An 18,037-nucleotide genomic window follows, 5' to 3' on the forward strand; every position below is an offset into this window, starting at 1 on the left:
GCCGGCTTTTTGCTGCGATTGAAACCCGTCAGTTCAGCTTGGCTTTGACTTCGGCGATGCCCTTGGCCAGGAGATCGTCGGCGACCTGGCCCTTGACCGACTGCGACAGGATGGTGGAAGCCGCGGTCACCGCCGCGTTGGCCGCCGCGGCACGCACATCAGCGAGCGCCTGGGCTTCGGCGAGCGCGATCTTGCTCTCGGCGGTCTTGGTGCGTCGGGCGACGAAATCTTCCATCTTGGTCTTGGCCTCGGCAGCGATGCGCTCGGCCTCGGCCTTGGCGGAAGCGATGATCTCCTGCGCCTCGCCTTCCGCCTTGGCGTGGCGGGCCTTGTATTCCGCCAGCAGTTTGGCGGCCTCGTCCTTGAGCCGGCGGGCGTCGTCGAGTTCGGCCTTGATGCGCTCGCCGCGATGATCGAGCGACTTCAGCACCGTGCGGTGAATGCCCAAATAGGCGAACAACGCCATCAGGATGATGAAGGCAATGGCGACCCAGGTTTCCGGTTCGGCGAACATGGACATTATCCCTTCAACGACGCGTCTACGGCCGAGCCGACGGTCTTGCCGTCGGGCAGCACGCCGGTGAGCCGCTGCACGATCGCGGCGGCAGCGTCGGCGGCAATGCCGCGGACGTTGCCCATCGCGGCCGCGCGCGTCGAGGCGATGGTCTTTTCGGCCTCGGCGAGCTTGACCGAGAGCTTGTCTTCCAGCGACTTGCGCTCGGCTTCCGATGCCGCGTTCAGCTTCTCGCGGGTCTCGGCGCTGATCGCCTGTGCGCGCGAACGGGCCGCGGCCAGCTCGCTTTCATAGGCCTTCAGGGCGTTGTCGGACTCGTCCTTCAACTTCTGGGCCGCCGCCAGATCGCCCTCGATCGCGTTCTGACGGTCGTCGATCGTCTTGCCGACGCGCGGCAGGGCGATACGCGAGACGATCAGGTAAAGCGCGACGAACGCGACCAGCAGCGAAACCAGTTGCGAAGCAAAGGTGTCCTTCTGGAACGGCGGAAACGGGGCCTTGTGGCCGCCATCTGCCGCGGTATGGGCCGTCGCGCCCTTGGCGTTGCCATGACTCTCAGCCACGGGCTTCTCCTGTTCGGCCGATCGAGGTCCGGGTCACGGACCTCACCGGCCAGATCGGTGATGGATCAGAGTGCGAACAGCAGCAACAGCGCGATCAGCAGCGAGAAGATGCCGAGCGCTTCGGTCACGGCGAAGCCGAAAATCAGGTTGCCGAACTGGCCCTGAGCGGCGGAGGGGTTGCGCACCGCAGCGGCGAGATAGTTGCCGAAGATGATGCCCACGCCTGCGCCTGCGCCACCCATGCCAATGCAGGCAATACCAGCGCCAATGTACTTCGCGGCAATCGGATCCATGAAACGAACTCCTTCTTGAGGTTTGGTAGTGAGGCCGGATCAGTGGCCCGGATGGATAGCATCGTTGAGATAGATGCAGGTGAGGATGGTGAAGACGTAGGCCTGCAGGAACGCGACCAGCAGCTCGAGCGCGGTCAGCGCGATGGTCAGCCCGAGCGGCAATATGGCGCCGGCCCATCCGAGAACTCCCAGGGCGCCGAGCATGCCGACGAAGCTCGCGAACACTTTCAGCGCGATGTGACCTGCCAGCATGTTGGCGAAAAGCCGAACCGAATGCGAAACCGGCTTCAGGAAGAACGATATCACCTCGATGAACACGACCAGCGGCAGGATGTAGATCGGAACACCCGACGGCACGAACAGCTTGAAGAATTTCAGGCCATTCTTGTAGAGGCCGTAAAACAGCACGATGAAGAACACCAGCAGTGCCAGCGCGACGGTGACGATGAGGTGGCTTGAAACCGTGAAGGTGTAGGGAATGATCCCGATCAGGTTCGAGACCGCGATGAACATGAACAGCGAGAATACCAGCGGGAAGAATTTCATGCCTTCCGAGCCGGCGGTGCTTCGGATGGTGTTTGCCACGAATTCGTAGCTGATTTCGGCCATCGACTGGAAACGGCCCGGGACCAGCTGCCGGCCGGCGCCCAGCATGAGCACCGAGATCACCGCCACCGAAAGAAACATGTAGGCCGATGAATTGGTGAACGCGATTTCCTGCCCGCCAATGTGACCGATGGTGAAGAGCTTGGTGATCTGGAACTGATGAATTGGATCGGCGGCCATTCGTCTCTCGGTCTATCGGTTTCGCGATCTCTCGCGGATCGTGTCCAACGTTCAGTTGCGCTTCGAATGCCCGCGTCAGAGCCGGTCAGACTGCTTCGCCATCACGCCCGCCGTCCGCATCACATTGATCACGCCGGCGGTGAAGCCGAGCAGCAAGAATACGATGAGGCCCCAGGGCGAAGTCGACAGCAAGCGATCGAAACCCCAGCCGAGACCCGCTCCAACAAGAACGCCCGCAACCAGTTCGGAGGAGAGGCGAAGCCCCATGGCCATGGCAGATGCCTTGGCCTGAGCCGCGTCCTGCTCGTTTCCGGACTGGCCAGTCCCGATTTTGCGGCCGTCCCGAATTTCGGACAACCGCTGATCCAGACTTCCGAGCCTTGCGGAAAGCGCGGCTTCGTCGGACGATTTCTCGCGACTTCCATTTCCCTTGTCGTTCGTGCCTTCAGCCATGCTGTGGAGCTCAAACGATGCTGTGGTGGATGGAAATAACGCCCCGTCACCCTCAAAAGCCGCGCGGACCATACTTACCGCGTCTGATCAAGTCAAGATTGCGTCGTAACCAGTTAGTGCGTTGATTTATTTGAGTTTATTCCACGGCGCGGGAATGCGGCGCCATGCCGCCATCGCAGTGCAGCAGCACGCTTTGTGCGACGACCCAACTTGCACGCCAAGGGCGGGTCTGTTGGGATGGGCAACCGATATCCCCTATCCCTTCCGGAGCCCGCATGCCGCGTCAGGTCGACTATTATTTCTCGTTCCAGTCGCCGTGGGCCTATATTGGGCACAAGGCGTTCCTTGAGGTCGCAAGTGCCTACAATCTCAAGATAAATTACAAGCCGGTGGTGCTGGTCGACCTGTTCTCGGAGACCGGCGGACTGCCACTGATGAAGCGTCATCCGGTGCGGCAGCGCTACCGGATGGTGGAGTTGCAGCGCTGGCGCGACAAGCGCGGGTTGAATTTCCATCTGCAGCCGGCCAACTGGCCATTCAATGCGCGGCTGGCCGACGGCGTGGTGATCGCGGCGATCGAGGCCGGCCTCGACCCCGAGCCGTTCATGCGGCGGGCTTTCGCGGCGGTGTGGGAAGACCAGCTCAATCTGACCGACCCTGCGACCCTGGTCAGGCTGGCGGACGAATCGGGGCTTCCCGGCAAGCAACTGGTCGAGCGTTCCGGATCCGACGAGATCAGCGCGGCCTATGAGCGGAACCGCCAGGATGCGCTGGCCGCTGATGTGTTCGGATCGCCGGTCTATGTGCTCGACGGCGAGGTGTTCTGGGGACAGGACCGGATCGAATTGCTCGCCGACGCGTTGAAATCAGGCCGCGCGCCCTATAGGTCGCAGGTGTAGGCTTGAAGCGCAGGGACCGGGACGGCCTATCGGTTTGAGGCGGAGCGACCCATGAGCACAGCGACATCGCCCTCGAAATTCTCCACAGCAATTATGGCCGCGGCGCTGGTTGTTTCCATCGGCGGCACTGGCGCCGGGTTCACGCAATCGATGCCGGACACCGAGAACGGCCGCTATGCGCTGTCGCCGGTCGCCGACGGCGTGCTCAGGCTCGATACCCGGACCGGCGCCGTTTCGACCTGCACCAATGGCGGTGCGGGCTGGGCCTGCTACGCCGTGCCTGACGAACGCACGGCGCTCGACGCCGAAATCGGCCGACTGCAGGCCGACAATGAAAGGCTGAAGGCGGAGCTGGCGGCGCGCGAGCCTGCCGTCAGCGGCAAGATCGAGGAAGCCTTGCCCAAGGAAACGTTGCCCAGGGAAACCTTGCCCAAGTCGGATTCGCTGAAGAAGCCCGAGCCGAAGGTGGCCGAGGGCGAGCGCAAGATCGAGATTCCGCTGCCGAGCGACCGCGACATGGATCGCGTGTTTTCATTTCTCGAGCGGGCGTGGAAGCGGCTGATCGAGATGGCCAACCGGGTGCAGAAAGACGTCAGCGGCAAGATTTGAATAAAGCCTCATGGTGAGGAGCGCGGCGGAGTTTATCATCGGGCCGCGCTTCGCGCGGACCCGTTGGCGCGTCTCGAACTATGAGCCTCTACGGTTACTGGTACCCCGAACTCATCCTTCGAGACGGCGCTTTGCGCCTCCCCAGGATGAGGACTTTTCCCGGATTTGAGGCCGTATGTCCCAACCCAAATCGCTGTCCCGTTCCGCGCCATCCACCGTCAGCGCCACCACCATCGTCTCATCGCTGCTGACGGTTCAAACCTCGGGACCCGGCTTCGTCGATCTCACCGCCGAGGTGAAAAAATTCGTCAGCGAGGTCGATGCGAAAGAAGGCGCGGTGATGCTGTTCATCCGCCATACCTCGGCGTCGCTGACGATCCAGGAAAATGCCGATCCGTCGGTGCTGGATGATTTGACGACGGTGCTTGACCGGCTCGCGCCCGAGCACGCCGGATGGACCCACGACACCGAAGGCCCCGACGACATGCCGGCGCATATCAAGACCATGCTGACGGCGACCTCGCTGCATGTTCCAGTCCTCAAGGGCCGGCTGGCGCTGGGAACCTGGCAGGCGATCTACCTGATCGAGCATCGCAGCGATCCGCACCGCCGCGAGGTCGTGCTGCAGTTTGTGGGCGCTATCTAGATCCATGCTCCAAAACAAAACCGGCCGCGGAGCGATCCGCGGCCGGCTTGTTGCGTGCGTCCTGCGGCTGCTGCCGCCGGACGAGTTCAGGCTACCTGGTGATATCGACGTCCTTGGTTTCCGGCATCAGGAAGAAGCCGACGACCGCGGTGATCGATGCGAAGATGATCGGATACCACAGGCCCGCATAGATATCGCCGGTCGAGGCCACGATCGCGAACGAGGTCGCGGGCAAGAGTCCGCCGAACCAGCCGTTGCCGATGTGATAGGGCAGCGACATCGAGGTGTAGCGGATCTTGGTCGGGAACAGTTCGACCAGCAACGCCGCGATCGGCCCGTACACCATGGTGACGTAGACCACCAGGATGAACAGCAGTCCGATAATCGCCGCAACCTGCGGACGGAAGATGTCGAACGGGTTCGACATCTTCACGACGCCCGTCGCCCCCGCCTTCGGATAGCCCGCGGCCTGCACCGCCGCCAGTACCTGCGGATTGCTGGTCTTTGCGTCGGTGTAGGGCACTTCCTTGCCATTGACCGTGATCTTCACACCCGAGCCTGCGGGGCCATAGGTGGTCGAATACTTGACCGACGACTGGGCCAGGAAGGCGCGGGCGGTGTCGCAAGGAGCGGTGAACACGCGGGTGCCGACCGGGTTGAACAGATCGCCGCAGCCTGCCTTGTCGGCGACGACTTCCACCTTGGTCGCCTCGATCGCCTTTTCCAGCGCCGGGTTGGCGTTGGAAGAGATCATCCGGAAGATCGGGAAGAAGGTCAGCGCCGCGATCAGGCAGCCGGCAAGGATGATCGGCTTGCGGCCGATCTTGTCCGACAGCCAGCCGAACACGATGAAGAACCCGGTGCCGAACACCAGCGACCACGCGATCAACAGGTTGGCGGTGTAGCCGTCGACCTTCAGGATCGATTGCAGGAAGAACAGCGCGTAGAACTGGCCGGTGTACCAGACCACGCCCTGACCCATGGTGCCGCCGATCAGCGCCAGGATAACGATCTTGGCGTTGCTCCAGTTGGCGAAGGCTTCCGTCAGCGGGGCCTTGGAGCCCTTACCTTCGTCCTTCATCTTCTGGAAGATCGGCGATTCGTTGAGGCGCAACCGGATCCAGACCGAGACCCCGAGCAGGAGGATCGACACCAGGAACGGAATACGCCAGCCCCAGGCGGCGAATTCGGCTTCGCCGATTGTCGTGCGGGTAAACAGGATCACCAGCAGCGACAGGAACAGGCCGAGCGTGGCCGTGGTCTGAATGAACGAGGTGTAGTAGCCGCGCTTGCCGTGCGGCGAATGCTCGGCCACGTAGGTGGCGGCTCCGCCGTACTCGCCGCCGAGCGCGAGGCCCTGCGCCAGGCGCAGCGCGATCAGGATGACCGGCGCCGCAAAGCCGATCGTTGCCGCGTTGGGCAGCAGGCCGACGATGAAGGTCGACAGACCCATGATCAGGATGGTGACGAGGAAGGTGTATTTGCGTCCGACGATGTCGCCGACGCGGCCGAACACGATGGCGCCGAACGGGCGCACCAGGAAGCCGGCGGCGAAGGCGAGCAGCGCGAAGATGTCGCGGGTTGCCGGCGGATAGGCCGAGAAGAACTGCGCGCCGATGATACCGGCGAGCGATCCGTAGAGATAGAAATCGTACCATTCGAAAACGGTACCAAGCGATGACGCAAGGATGACGAAACGTTCGTCCTTCGTCATTCCCGCGGACTTCGCGGAAGTCACAGCCATTGTGGACATTTCAGATCGCTCCCTGTTTTTATTGAATCACGCACATGTGCGTTGCGTCAGATCGACGCGTAGTTAAGAGCCTCCTACATGTTGGGGGAGCATGCCCCAATAGTACTTTCGGCTGGCATCGCTTCGTTGCGCGTGCGATCGCCTTGTCCGGCGCGACTGCACGCTCGCATGGTCTCACTTGCTCAATCGGTGAGTAGTGCCGATTTTATCGGGAAAAAACGACCTTCGCGTTCGAAGCCGGGGCCTTTGAAAGAGCCTCTACCCACCGCCGCATTGATCAAATCCATTAAACGAAAGTTGGGGCCTTGCTGCATGCGGGAATCCCGCCGGCTGCCGGCGCAGTCTCGAACTAAAGTCCAATGGCGGAGAAGAAAAGCGCAATGGACCACATCACAATCGAGATGAGGGCGGTCCAGCGCGCGAACAGCAAATAGGTCTCGCGCATGACCGTTGAGATCATCTTCTGCGCGAATGCCTGGGGCGGACGGTTTTCCTTGGGAAGATAGAGCCACATCTCGGTGCGGCGGTGATCCTTGGTCCGGGCTTCATGGGCCTTCAGCACCAGAACCAGCGTCATCGCCATGCTCAGGAAGCCTCCGGCCTGAAAGGCGGAGCGCGGAAGGAAGGACAGGCCGATCATGACGCAGAAGATCGCCAGCGACGCAAATCCGCACGCGCGCAGCACCGTTTCATAGGCAATACGGCGCATCTCTTCCATGAGCCGCCAGCTCCGTCGTTCGGGAGGCCCAGCGTAGCGCCAAGGCCCCGCGCCCTCAACCTCGGGCTGTCCGGCTAGAGGCCGATCTTGAGAAAATTGCCGGCGGCGGGCAACGTCAGAATCGCGGTTCCGGCAAGCCAGATCCAGAGCGATACGTTGTTTGATTCCGAAGCACCGGTGACCCGCTCGTAGATGGCCGCCGGAATTCCGCCCAGAATCACAGTGGCGGTCGAGACCATCAACGAGGCGAGCATCAGCGTCAGCGACAGGCTTCCAAACAGCAGCGGTCCGGCGAGTATCTGGACGTACAACAGCGCGAAGATCAGCCAGAGCTGGTTGAATATGCCATTGATCATTCCGAAGAACGCAATCCCGATGAAATAGAAATTGCGATTCATGATGCCGCTCCGCCGAGCCGGGGGGCGAGGTTCAACAACAGCAACGTGTAGTGGAGCGCGACGCGCAGCCAGAACAGCCAGACGAATCCGAACAGCCAAACCACCACCGGAGGAGCCGCCTTCGGCGTTGCAATCGCGATCAGCGCGATGACGGGATCGGTGACCCGGCAAAAGAAACGCCAGATGTAATTCGGCGAGTCAGCGTCGACCATCAGGCCGAGCAGGACGCGCCCGAGCATCGTGTACATCAACGCCGCCAGAATGAAATTCGGCAGGTGGAAGTACCAATAGGGAGCCAGCGACGTTGCAAAGTCCAAAGTTCGATTCTCCTGTCGGGCTTCGGCAATCGGCGAACCGGGACGCGTGACGAGATCACGATCGCGCCCAACAATGGCAAGCGGCGACTTGCCCGGCAAGGGCGGACGCGAGGTCGTGGAAAAGAAAACGGGGCCCCGAAAGGCCCCGTTTGCCGAGATGTGTCGCAGTGCTCTTAAGTGGTCTTTTCTTCGAGCACCGTCCTGCCCCGCGGCTTGCGGATATCGTCGACGTAGGCCTGCATCTCCTTCGAAGGCTCCTTGCCCAGCTTGCTGACGATGTAGATGACAGCAAAGCCCAACGGAGTTCCCAACAATCCGCAAGCGATATTGTTGAGGTCGAACCAGCCGACCTTGTTGGCCAGCGGATGCGCCAGTGTCGGGAAGCTCTCCATGGCGTTGGGCAACGTCATGGCCTTGGCGACATCGGCCAGCGGCGCTCCCGTCAGCGGGTTGAGCAGCGAGGTCATGCCGAAATACTTCACACCGGCGCCCGGGAAGTAGCGGGATGTCACGAGGTAGAACAGGCAGAGTCCGAAGCCGGCAATGATGCCGCAGACCGCGCCTGTCGCCGTCGTGCGCTTCCACCAGACGCCCATCACGAGCGCCGGGAAGTTGCCGGCCATCGCCAGCGAAAACGCCCAGCCGACCATGGCCAGGATATCGCCGGGTTTGGTTGCGGCAGTCGCGGCTGCGATCACGGCAACGACGACCAGAAGACCGCGCGCCACGGTGAGCCGGCGCATGGTCGGGGCGTTGGGGTCGATCATCTTGTAGTAGACGTCGTGCGACAGCGCGTTGGCGATGGCGAGCAGCAGCCCGTCAGCGGTGGACAGCGCGGCGGCGAGACCGCCGGCGGCGACCAGACCCGAGATCACATATGGAAGTCCCGCGATCTCCGGGGTGGAGAGCACGATCACGTCGGTGTTGATCACGAAGTCCTGCAGCCTGACGACACCGGGATGACCGGCGATCGCCTTGCAGGCCGCGACGATGGCATCGATGCTGCCGGCGTTCTTGCCGCAGATCTGGATCAGGCCGAGTTCGCCCCAATTGAAGATCCACGGTTTGAGCGCGCTGACATTGGCCCCGATGATGTTGGTGTAGACCTCCAGCTTCGAGAACGCCGCGTAGGCCGGCGCCGAGAAGTACAAGAGGAAGATGAACAACAGCGACCACGCCACCGACTGACGAGCCTCACGCACCGACGGTGTCGTGAAGTAACGCATCAGGATATGCGGCAACGAAGCGGTGCCGACCATCATGCACATGATGATCGCAAAGAAGTTCAGCGGGCTGTAGTTGATGAACGGCGAGATGTGCGGCTTGAGGCCTGCCACGGTCGCAAGCCCGGTCGCCAGCATCTGCTGTTCCCGTGCCGTGATATCGGCAATCGCCTGTCCATAAGTGAGTTCCGGAATCGGAAATCCGTACTTCTTGGTGGAAAGGATAACGATCGGGGTCAGATAGGCGATGATCAGCACGACGTACTGCGCGATCTGCGTCCAGGTCACCGCCCGCATGCCGCCCAGCATCGCGCAGAGCAGAATGCCGACCAGGCCCGCAAACACCGCGACCTCGAACTGCATCCCGAGGAATCGCGAGGCGATAATGCCGGTGCCGTAGATCTGCGCCGTCACATAGGTGAAGGAACAGGCGACCAGCACGATGACGCCGAGCGCGCGCGCGAAGTTTCCGCCGTAGCGGAACGACAGGAAGTCAGGCACGGTGTAGGCGCCGAACTTGCGCAGGTACGGCCCGATCAGGATCGACACCAGAACGAAGCCGCCGGTCCATCCGAGCACCCAGGCGATGCCGTCGTAGCCGAGCAGGAACAGGGTGCCGGCCATGCCGACAAAGGACGCCGCCGACATCCAGTCGGCGCCCGTCGCCATGCCGTTGTAGAAAGCCGGGACGCGCCGTCCGGCGACGTAATACTCCGAGACTTCAGCGGTTCGCGTCATTACGCCGATGATGGCATAGACCGCGAGCGTGAAGAACACGAAGAGGTAGCCGAGGATCTTGTTCGGAACACCCATCTGCTCCATGACGGCAAGCAGGAGGATGAACCCGATGAAGCCGCCGGTATAGGTACCGTACATCTTGCCCAGATTCTTGATGAAGTCCGAGCTGCTGGCAGAGCTTTGTGTAGCCATGGTTTCTTCCTCCCTCAATCTTCCTCGGCAAAGCCGAATTCGCGGTCAATCTTGTCCTGCTGTTTTGCGAACATGAACAGCATGACCACGAACACGATGAGCGAGCCTTGCGCGGCCATGTAGAAGCCGAGCGGGAAGTTGAGAATCGGAATCGTGATCTTGTTGAGGGGATTCACGAACATGTGGATGATGAAGCCGAAGAAGAACCAGACACCGAGATGCGCAAACATCAGGCGCGACGTCTTGCGCCAGTGGGCTTCTTCCTTCTCTTTCATGCTTGTCGAGTCGGCCATGGGTTGCAAATCCTCCCTCAAAGCGCCGGTCAAATACGCCGGCATTGAATGATCGAGGGGAATGCAAATCCCTTCAGTGCGGCGTCCCCCCTTGCCGCTGTTCCAACCGGTCTTTGCCGGTTTGGAAACAATCAAGGCTAACACTACAGTTGGCCGGTCCTAATTATACTTTTGGTGGGGTGTAGATTGCTGCAGTTGCTAACAGCGATGCCGCTTTGAGAACATTGAGCTTGGCAGACGGCCGATAAGCTGGCGAACTGGCCTGCGTCCATTTCGAGGATAAGACCGCGATGAAGCTGTTCGAAAAGTTGTTTCGCCCCCGTCCGCCGATTCGCGGCCGGGAGGCGCTGGCGGACTTCATCGACGCGCAATCGGCCTTCATCGTGCAAAAGGGAATCTATGAATATTCGCGCGCGCGTGCGGGTCACTACGCCAAGGTACTGTTTGCCGAGGAGGGATTTGCCCAATCCGTCGAGCATGCGCGCTGGCAGGCCTTCCCGCTGGGCCTTTCGATGGTAGGCGAAATGGTCAATGGGGTGCTGACTTCCCAAGCCGACGGGATGCAGCGCCGGGAAATACTCGACCGGCTGATCGTCGTCGTTCTCTCGGTTTTCGACCGCTATCCGGTTCCTCCATCGATCGGAGAAGAAGCCTGGCATGCAGCGCGCAACGATCTGGCGCATCGGCTCGATCTGGCCGGCGGGCACGCGCCCAAGCGCGTGATGGACATTCCCGATCCGCTGGCGGAAGCCTATTTCGCCATGATGCCGATCCACGAAAAGCTGCGCGGACGGGATTTTCAGACCACGCGCAACTATCTTCGGGTCAGCCTCTGCAACATTCATGACGAATTTGTTGCGCGCATGGACAGGGCCGTTCTGGAACGGGCTTTGACCGCGGGTGCTGCGGCATAATCGCGCATGAGGCGATGGGAGGGGCGATGGACAGGACGAGTGGTGGCGCCCCGCTTTTGTCGCTCGACGCTGTTGTCATCGATAGCGAGACCACCGGGCTCGATCCGCGCAAGGCGCGGGTAATCGAGCTTGCCGGCGTGCGACTGACCGGCGGCAAGCTTGCCGGCGACAACTCGTTTCGCCGATTGCTGCGGCCAGCCGGCGAATTGATACCCGCCGAGACGACCCGCGTTCATGGCATCGACGACGCCATGGTCGCGGAATCGCCGCTGTTTGCGGACGTCTGGCCGGATTTCAAGGCGTTTCTCGGCAAGGCCGTGGTGATCGGGCATACGGTCGGGTTCGACCTTGCCGTGCTGAAGCGCGAATGCGATCTCGCCGGCCTGGCCTGGACGCGTCCACGCACGCTCGACACACGGCTCTTGGCGCAGATCGCCGCGCCGGAACTGGCCGGCTATACGCTGGAGACGCTCGCCGCCTGGCTGGGTGTCGAGGCTGCCGAGCGGCATTCCGCCCTCGGCGACGCGAAGACGACCGCGCGGGTGTTTCTGGCGCTGGTGCCGAAGCTGCGCAACCACGGTATCCGGACCATCGCCGAAGCCGAACGGGCCTGCCTCGCGCTGACGTCCGTACTCGACGACCAGATGCGGATCGGCTGGATCGATGCCGTCGAGGCTCCGGCGCGTGCCGATGCGGAACGAACTCTGGAACGCTTCGACAGCTACGCCTATCGGCATCGCAATCGCGACATCATGCGGACGCCTCCGGTCTTCGTGGAAGCCGGCATTTCGGTTCACGACGCCCTCGCGCGGCTGGCGAGAGCGAAAATATCGTCGGTTTTCGTGCGGCCGCATGCCGGTTCCGGCGGCGTCAAGGCGGCGGAGGCAGGCATTGTCACGGAACGCGATCTGCTGCGCGCGGTCGCCCGGCACGGCGCCGCCGCGCTCGACTTGCCGGTCGGGCAGATCATGAGCCGGCCGCTCGCAGCGGTATCAGCGGATGCTTTCGTCTATCGCGCAATCGGCCATATGAGCCGTCTCAAGACCCGCCATCTCGGCGTCGTCGACGAAGCCGGCCGCGTGGTCGGCGCGATGTCCGCGCGAGACCTGCTGCGGCTGCGCGCCGGCGAGGCCATATCGCTCGGCGACGAGATCGACGATGCGGCGGACGCGCACGCCCTGGCGATCGCCTGGGCCAAGCTGCCGCGGGTTGCGCAATCGCTGCTGGCGGAGGGGCTGTCCGGCCGCGACATTGCGGAAGTGATTTCCCGCGAACTCGGCGCGCTCACCGGGCAGGCCGCGGTGATCGCCGAGCGGATCATGCGGGAGCGTGGCGAAGGCGCGCCCCCGTGCGGCTATGCCATGGTCGTGCTCGGATCCGCCGGACGCGGCGAAAGCCTGCTGGCCATGGACCAGGACAATGCCATCATTTTCGAACAAGGCGAGCCGGACGGCGACGAGGATCGCTGGTTCGCGGCGCTCGGGGCCCATGTCGCCGATATCCTGCACGAGGTCGGCGTGCCCTATTGCAAGGGTGGCGTGATGGCGAAGAACGCGGCTTGGCGCGGCTCGGTCGCAACGTGGCGAAATCGTATCGACCACTGGATCATGCGCTCCAGTCCCGGCGATCTGCTGTCGGTCGATATTTTCTTCGACCTGCGGGCCGTCCACGGCGACGGCAGCCTCGCCGTCACCGTGAGGCAGGCTGCGTTCGATGCGGCCGAGGGCCAGACCGCGTTCGCCAAGCTCCTGGTCGAGGACATCCGCACGCCTTCCAGCCTGAAATTCTTCGGCGGTATCCGCACCGTGGGTGGCCGCATCGACCTCAAGATGGCTGGACTGTTCGGCCTCGTCGCCGCGGCCCGCGCCATCGCGATCCGCCATCATGTGATGGACCGGTCGACGCCGGCGCGACTGGGCCGCGTCAAGGAGCTCGTTCACGTCAGCGAGACCGACCTCGATGCGCTGGGCGAGGCCCAGGGCGTGTTTCTGGATCTTATCGCGTCGCAACAGGTCGAGGATATCGCCCACGGGACACCGCCCTCCAACGCCGTCGCGGTGAAGCGGTTATCAGTCCGCGACCGTGATCGATTGCGCGTCGCGCTTGAAGCGGTCGCGGCCATCGATGATCTGACCCGCGATCTCCTGTTCAAGGATTGAGGCCGACTCACCCGGCGCCCAATCCCCGTTTTTTGCGCTGCACAATGCCCCAGCCGTTCCCAGCCCGATTAACTGCCTTGGCGCATGCCGGGAATGTTGCCTTGCAAGAAGCTTCCTGTCAGTGGACAATCACTTTGAAAAACTCGCTTGGCAGGCCTTCTACAAAGCGGTCAAGGGTTTGCCGCAACGCTTTGCCGGAAATCAATGACTGCTCCTGCCAGCACCCACCTCGTCATCGCCGATGATCATCCGCTGTTTCGCGATGCCCTGCGACAGGCGGTCGCAAGCGTCGTAGCCTCGGCGAAGGTCGACGAAGCCGGCACCTTCGATGAACTGACCGCGCTGCTCGAGCAGGATTCCGATGTCGACCTGGTGCTGCTCGATCTGACGATGCCGGGCATCTCGGGCTTCTCCGGCCTGATTTACCTGCGCGCGCAATATCCGGCGATCCCCGTGGTGATCGTCTCCGCCAGCGACGATGCCGGTACGATCCGCCGCTCGCTGGATTTCGGCGCCTCCGGTTTCATTCCCAAGCGGTTCGGGATCGAGACGCTGCGCGACGCGATCAAGAAGGTCATGGACGGCGACGTCTGGATACCGCCGGACACCGATCTCTCATCCACCGCCGACCCCGACATGACCCGCCTGCGCGACCGGCTGGTGACGCTGACCCCGCAGCAGGTGAGGGTGCTGATGATGCTGTCGGAAGGTTTGCTCAACAAGCAGATTGCCTATGAGCTCGGGGTGTCGGAAGCGACCATCAAGGCGCATGTGTCGGCGATCCTGCAAAAGCTGGGCGTCGAGAGCCGCACCCAGGCCGTTATCGCAGCGGCAAAAATTTCCGGCGGCCAGTGGCGGCAGGGCACGCCGTCGGCGCAGTAGATCAGGCCAGCGCTACTCCGCGGCCACCATCTGCTGGGTGCGCCACTGACCGAGCAGCGCGCGTAGCGATGCCGGCTTGACCGGCTTGTTGAGCACCGCAATTTTCTCCTCCCGCGCCGCAGCCTGCACATGCGGACTGCGATCGGCGGTGATCAGGATCGCCGGAATGTTGTCGCCGAACCGGCGGCGGATTTCCCGGATCGCGGCGACGCCGTTGCCGCGGTCGAGATGATAATCGACCAGAAGGCCGGTGACCCTCCTGCCGGCGGCTTCGATCGCCTCGATCGCGGCATCGGGGTCGGCGACCGCGATCACCTCGGCGTCCCAGGCCGTCAGCAGCGTCTTCATGCCGTCCAGGATCGCGGGATCGTTCTCGATGCAAACGATCAGCGAGCCGCTCATCGGAGTCCGCGATAGCGGCGTCGCGCTGGTGACCGCCGCGGTGTGATTGACGGCGCTGGCGATCGGCACCGTCACCGAAAAGCACGAACCGCCGCCGGCATTGGAGTCGAGCGCGAGGCCGTGGTTGAGCACGCGCGCCAGGCGCTCGACGATCGACAGTCCGAGCCCGAGGCCGCGCGCGATCCGCGCGCCCTGTTCGAGCCGGTGAAACTCCTTGAAGATCTCGCCGCGCTTGACGAAGGGAATGCCGACGCCGGTGTCATAGACGGCGATCTGAAGCGACTGGCCGTGACGCCGGCAGCCGACCAGCACGCGCCCGCGCGGGGTATATTTGATGGCGTTGGAAATCAGGTTCTGCAGCAGCCGGCGCAGCATCAGGCGATCGGATTCGACCGGCAGCGAACACGGCATGAAGGTCAGCTTCAGCGCCTTGGCCCTGGCAATCGGCGCAAATTCGATCTCGAGCGAACGCATCATGTCGCCGATCTTGAAGCTCGAGATCGATGGCGTCATGGCGCCGGCGTCGAGCCGCGAGATGTCCAATAGCGCGCCCAGGATCTCCTCGATCGCCTCCAGCGAATCGTCGATGTTTTCCACCAGCCGGGAATCCTCACCGCCGTTCTGGCGCTCCACCAGGCTCGTCACGTAGAGCCGCGCCGCATTGAGCGGCTGCAGGATGTCGTGGCTCGCCGCCGCCAGGAAGCGGGTCTTCGAGATGTTGGCGTCCTCGGCGGTGCTTTTCGCCAGCGCCAGTTCCGAATTCAGCCGGGTGAGTTCCTCGGTGCGGTCGCGCACGCGCTTTTCGAGGGTCGCATTGGCGCGTTCCAGCGCTTCGGCCGCTTCGAAGGAGGGGGTGACGTCGGAAAAGGTGATGACCAGCCCGCCGCCGGGCATCCGGTTGGAGCGCACCTCGATCACCATGTGACGGTCCGGCAGCCGTTCCAGGTAGGATTCGCCTTCGGTGGTATAGGCGGCCAGGCGCTTCTCCACGAGAGCCTCGTCGTAGCCGGAATCCGGGAAACTGATCGATCCCATGAATTCGAGGATTTCCCGCAACGGAATTCCGATCTGCACGAGGTGCAGCGGCAACCCGAGGATTTCGCCGAACTGCCGGTTGGAACAGATCAGCTGCAGCTCGGCGTCGAACACCGCGATGCCCTGCCGCACATGGTTGAGCGCGGTCTGCAGGATCTCGCGGTTGAAATGCAGCGCGGCGTGAGAATCGTCGAGCAGCTTGAGCGCGGCCTTGGCGGAGACGGTGCGCTTGCGCAACAGCAGCGACATCACCAGCCGCGAGGAGGCCGCCCCGATCGACGAGGCGATCAGATGCTCGGCATGCTGCAGCAATTCGAAGTCGGCCGTCGCGGCCGGATCGAGAATCGTGTTGCGGGCGACGGCGAAGGCCTCGAACGAATGGCGGGCGCGCTCGGGGCCGAGATACTGCGCCACCGTGCTCTGGATGTCCTGCACGGTCACGGTGGTGCGCCAGCGCCGGAACGTCGGCGTCATCGGCGCCAGCGCGTTAGGCGCAAACAGGTCCGCCTGCAGCCGCTCGATCGAGGACGGCTGGCGCGCCAGCGACAGCACGAGATAGGCCAACAGGTTGAGCGAGAGCGACCACAATACGCCATGCAGCAGCGGCGGCAGGTCGGCGCCGAACAAGGCCCGCGGACGCAACGCCTCGATGCCGAACGGACCGTGCTGCAGCAGCAGCATGCCGGCGGTGTTGCCTTCCAGGAAGCTCGGAAGGAACAGCGTGTAGGTCCAGACCGCGGCGCCGACCAGCATGCCGCCCATGGCGCCCCGCGCGGTGGCGCGGCGCCAGAACAGCCCGCCGAAGAACGACGGTGCGAGCTGCGCGACGGCCGCGAATGACAGCAGTCCGATCGACGCCAGCTGGGCGTTACCCAGCGCGCGATAGTAGAGATAGGCCATCACCATGATGGCGAAGATCGCGAGGCGGCGGACCCTGAGCAGGAAGTCGCCGAAATCCTTGCGGCCCGCACGCGACTCCGGGCTTCGCTGCAACACCAGCGGCACCACGATATCGTTCGAGACCATGATCGAAAGCGCGACGCATTCCACGATCACCATGGCGGTCGCCGCCGACAGGCCTCCGATGAAGACGACGACGCTGAGCAAGGGAGAATCCGCCTTCATCGGCAGCGCAAGCACGTACATGTCGCTGTCGACGGCGCCGAACGGGAAGGTCACAAGCCCGGCGATCGCGATCGGAATCACGAACAGGTTGATGGCGACCAGATACAGCGGAAACAGCCAGCGCGCCCGGCCGACCTCGGCGTCGCTGGAATTCTCGACCACGCTGACGTGAAACTGCCGCGGCAGCAGCATGATCGCGAAGAACGACAGCAACGTCATGGTGGCGAAATTGCCGATCGATGGCGTGTACTCGATGGCTCGCACCGCCTCCGGGCTCTTCATCGCGCGTTCGATCAATTCCACCGGGCCGAACATCCAGAAGGTGACGAAGGCGCCGGCGGCGATAAACGCCACCAGCTTGACGATGGATTCGGTGGCGACCGCCAGCATCAGGCCGTGCTGATGTTCGGTCGCGTCGGTCTGGCGGGTGCCGAACAGCACCGCGAACACCGCCATCGCCAGCGTGACGATCAGGGCGATATCGCCGATCAGCGGCATCGAGGAGAAGATCTGGTCTTCGCTCAGGATCGTTCCGAGCGAGGAGGCCACGGCCTTGAGCTGCAGCGCGATGTAGGGCACCGAGCCGACGATCGCGATGGCTGCGACGGTGGCGGCGACCGCCTGGCTCTTGCCGTAGCGCGCGGCGATGAAGTCGGCGATCGAGGTGATGTTCTGCGATTTCGCCAGCTTGATGACGCGGCGCAGCAGCGGCGTGCCGAGCGCGATCATCAGCACCGGGCCGATGTAGATCGCGAGAAAATCGACGCTGGTGCGGGTGGCGAATCCGACCGAGCCGAAGAAGGTCCAGGACGTGCAGTAGATCGCCAGCGACAGCGGATAGATCAACGCGCTGGCGCGGCCGCGCTGGGTCGGCGAGAGGCGGTCGCCGTAGCTGGCGACGAGGAACAGGAAGCCGATGTAGCCGAACGCGGCTGCGATCACGCCCCAGTCATGCAGCATCGCTGCTTACCTCCCTCACGATCGCGGCGCCGCCGCCGGCGGCAGCCCTCGCGGCAGGCACTATAAACGGATTGGGCCGGCAGCGCATCGCGCCACCGGCCCAAATTTCCGATTTTGGCGGGCTGAAGTGTTTTCGAGCGAAGCGGTTACCGCTTCGCGGAAAGA

Annotated in this window: 18 protein-coding genes; 6 read left to right on the forward strand and 12 right to left on the reverse strand. The window is 63.1% G+C overall.

All coding sequences use genetic code 11. The annotated features are described in order from the left end of the window. Positions 1-28: 28 nt before the first annotated feature. From KMZ68_RS03955 to KMZ68_RS03975, 5 genes are all read right to left on the reverse strand, one after another. The gene (locus KMZ68_RS03955; RefSeq protein WP_215614591.1) at positions 29-520 is read right to left on the reverse strand and encodes a F0F1 ATP synthase subunit B family protein; all 492 of its coding nucleotides are present in this window, start codon (positions 518-520) and stop codon (positions 29-31) included. Beyond that, a complete protein-coding gene (locus tag KMZ68_RS03960) occupies positions 520-1,077 on the reverse strand; it encodes a F0F1 ATP synthase subunit B family protein (protein ID WP_215614592.1) in 558 nt (185 codons plus the stop codon). Before KMZ68_RS03960 ends, KMZ68_RS03955 begins: the two co-directional genes overlap by 1 nt. Before the next feature lie 65 nt (positions 1,078-1,142). Continuing rightward, on the reverse strand, positions 1,143-1,370 hold the full coding sequence (locus KMZ68_RS03965) for a F0F1 ATP synthase subunit C (protein WP_009796340.1): 228 nt from the start codon (positions 1,368-1,370) through the stop codon (positions 1,143-1,145). A gap of 39 nt (positions 1,371-1,409) precedes the next feature. After that, complete coding sequence (locus tag KMZ68_RS03970; protein ID WP_215614593.1) at positions 1,410-2,156, reverse strand: F0F1 ATP synthase subunit A; 747 nt, start codon at positions 2,154-2,156, stop codon at positions 1,410-1,412. 75 nt (positions 2,157-2,231) lie between these two features. Then, a complete protein-coding gene (locus tag KMZ68_RS03975) occupies positions 2,232-2,609 on the reverse strand; it encodes an AtpZ/AtpI family protein (protein WP_215614594.1) in 378 nt (125 codons plus the stop codon). Between the two features lie 275 nt (positions 2,610-2,884). On the opposite strand from KMZ68_RS03975, the gene KMZ68_RS03980 reads away from it, so the two are divergent. The 3 genes from KMZ68_RS03980 (at position 2,885) to KMZ68_RS03990 (ending at position 4,763) form a co-directional block, all read left to right on the forward strand. Continuing rightward, entirely contained in the window at positions 2,885-3,508 is a 624-nt protein-coding gene (locus tag KMZ68_RS03980; RefSeq protein ID WP_215614595.1) for a 2-hydroxychromene-2-carboxylate isomerase, read from the forward strand. Positions 3,509-3,559: 51 nt separating this feature from the next. Beyond that, complete coding sequence (locus KMZ68_RS03985) at positions 3,560-4,117, forward strand: hypothetical protein (RefSeq protein WP_215614596.1); 558 nt, start codon at positions 3,560-3,562, stop codon at positions 4,115-4,117. Between the two features lie 175 nt (positions 4,118-4,292). Beyond that, positions 4,293-4,763, forward strand: a complete 471-nt coding sequence (locus KMZ68_RS03990; protein ID WP_215614597.1) for a secondary thiamine-phosphate synthase enzyme YjbQ — start codon at positions 4,293-4,295, stop codon at positions 4,761-4,763. Between the two features lie 91 nt (positions 4,764-4,854). Here KMZ68_RS03990 and KMZ68_RS03995 read toward each other — a convergent pair whose 3' ends face one another. From KMZ68_RS03995 to KMZ68_RS04020, 6 genes are all read right to left on the reverse strand, one after another. Beyond that, positions 4,855-6,516, reverse strand: a complete 1,662-nt coding sequence (locus KMZ68_RS03995) for an MFS transporter (RefSeq protein WP_215614598.1) — start codon at positions 6,514-6,516, stop codon at positions 4,855-4,857. Positions 6,517-6,865: 349 nt separating this feature from the next. Further along, complete coding sequence (locus tag KMZ68_RS04000) at positions 6,866-7,234, reverse strand: hypothetical protein (protein ID WP_215614599.1); 369 nt, start codon at positions 7,232-7,234, stop codon at positions 6,866-6,868. Positions 7,235-7,308: 74 nt separating this feature from the next. Then, positions 7,309-7,632, reverse strand: a complete 324-nt coding sequence (locus KMZ68_RS04005) for a hypothetical protein (protein ID WP_215614600.1) — start codon at positions 7,630-7,632, stop codon at positions 7,309-7,311. Continuing rightward, entirely contained in the window at positions 7,629-7,949 is a 321-nt protein-coding gene (locus KMZ68_RS04010; protein WP_215614601.1) for a hypothetical protein, read from the reverse strand. The genes KMZ68_RS04005 and KMZ68_RS04010 overlap by 4 nt, the downstream gene beginning before the upstream one ends. A 173-nt stretch (positions 7,950-8,122) precedes the next feature. Next, on the reverse strand, positions 8,123-10,102 hold the full coding sequence (locus KMZ68_RS04015) for a sodium:solute symporter family protein (RefSeq protein WP_215614602.1): 1,980 nt from the start codon (positions 10,100-10,102) through the stop codon (positions 8,123-8,125). Positions 10,103-10,116: 14 nt separating this feature from the next. Beyond that, positions 10,117-10,530 carry a DUF4212 domain-containing protein gene (locus KMZ68_RS04020; RefSeq protein WP_249779516.1) on the reverse strand — a complete coding sequence of 138 codons (414 nt, stop codon included), beginning with the start codon at positions 10,528-10,530 and terminating at the stop codon, positions 10,117-10,119. A gap of 155 nt (positions 10,531-10,685) precedes the next feature. Here KMZ68_RS04020 and KMZ68_RS04025 point away from each other — a divergent pair, with 155 nt between their 5' ends. The 3 genes from KMZ68_RS04025 to KMZ68_RS04035 all read left to right on the forward strand — a co-directional run bounded on the left by KMZ68_RS04025 (position 10,686) and on the right by KMZ68_RS04035 (position 14,350). Further along, on the forward strand, positions 10,686-11,309 hold the full coding sequence (locus tag KMZ68_RS04025) for a hypothetical protein (RefSeq protein WP_215614603.1): 624 nt from the start codon (positions 10,686-10,688) through the stop codon (positions 11,307-11,309). A gap of 26 nt (positions 11,310-11,335) precedes the next feature. Further along, entirely contained in the window at positions 11,336-13,468 is a 2,133-nt protein-coding gene (locus tag KMZ68_RS04030; protein WP_215614604.1) for a DUF294 nucleotidyltransferase-like domain-containing protein, read from the forward strand. A 204-nt stretch (positions 13,469-13,672) separates the two neighbouring features. After that, complete coding sequence (locus tag KMZ68_RS04035) at positions 13,673-14,350, forward strand: response regulator (protein WP_215614605.1); 678 nt, start codon at positions 13,673-13,675, stop codon at positions 14,348-14,350. Between the two features lie 12 nt (positions 14,351-14,362). Here the strand turns inward: KMZ68_RS04035 and KMZ68_RS04040 are convergent, their stop codons facing one another. Next, the gene (locus KMZ68_RS04040; protein ID WP_215614606.1) at positions 14,363-17,872 is read right to left on the reverse strand and encodes a PAS domain-containing hybrid sensor histidine kinase/response regulator; all 3,510 of its coding nucleotides are present in this window, start codon (positions 17,870-17,872) and stop codon (positions 14,363-14,365) included. Between the last annotated feature and the right edge of the window lie 165 nt (positions 17,873-18,037).

This window comes from Bradyrhizobium sediminis (genome assembly GCF_018736105.1).
Taxonomy (GTDB): Bacteria; Pseudomonadota; Alphaproteobacteria; order Rhizobiales; family Xanthobacteraceae; genus Bradyrhizobium.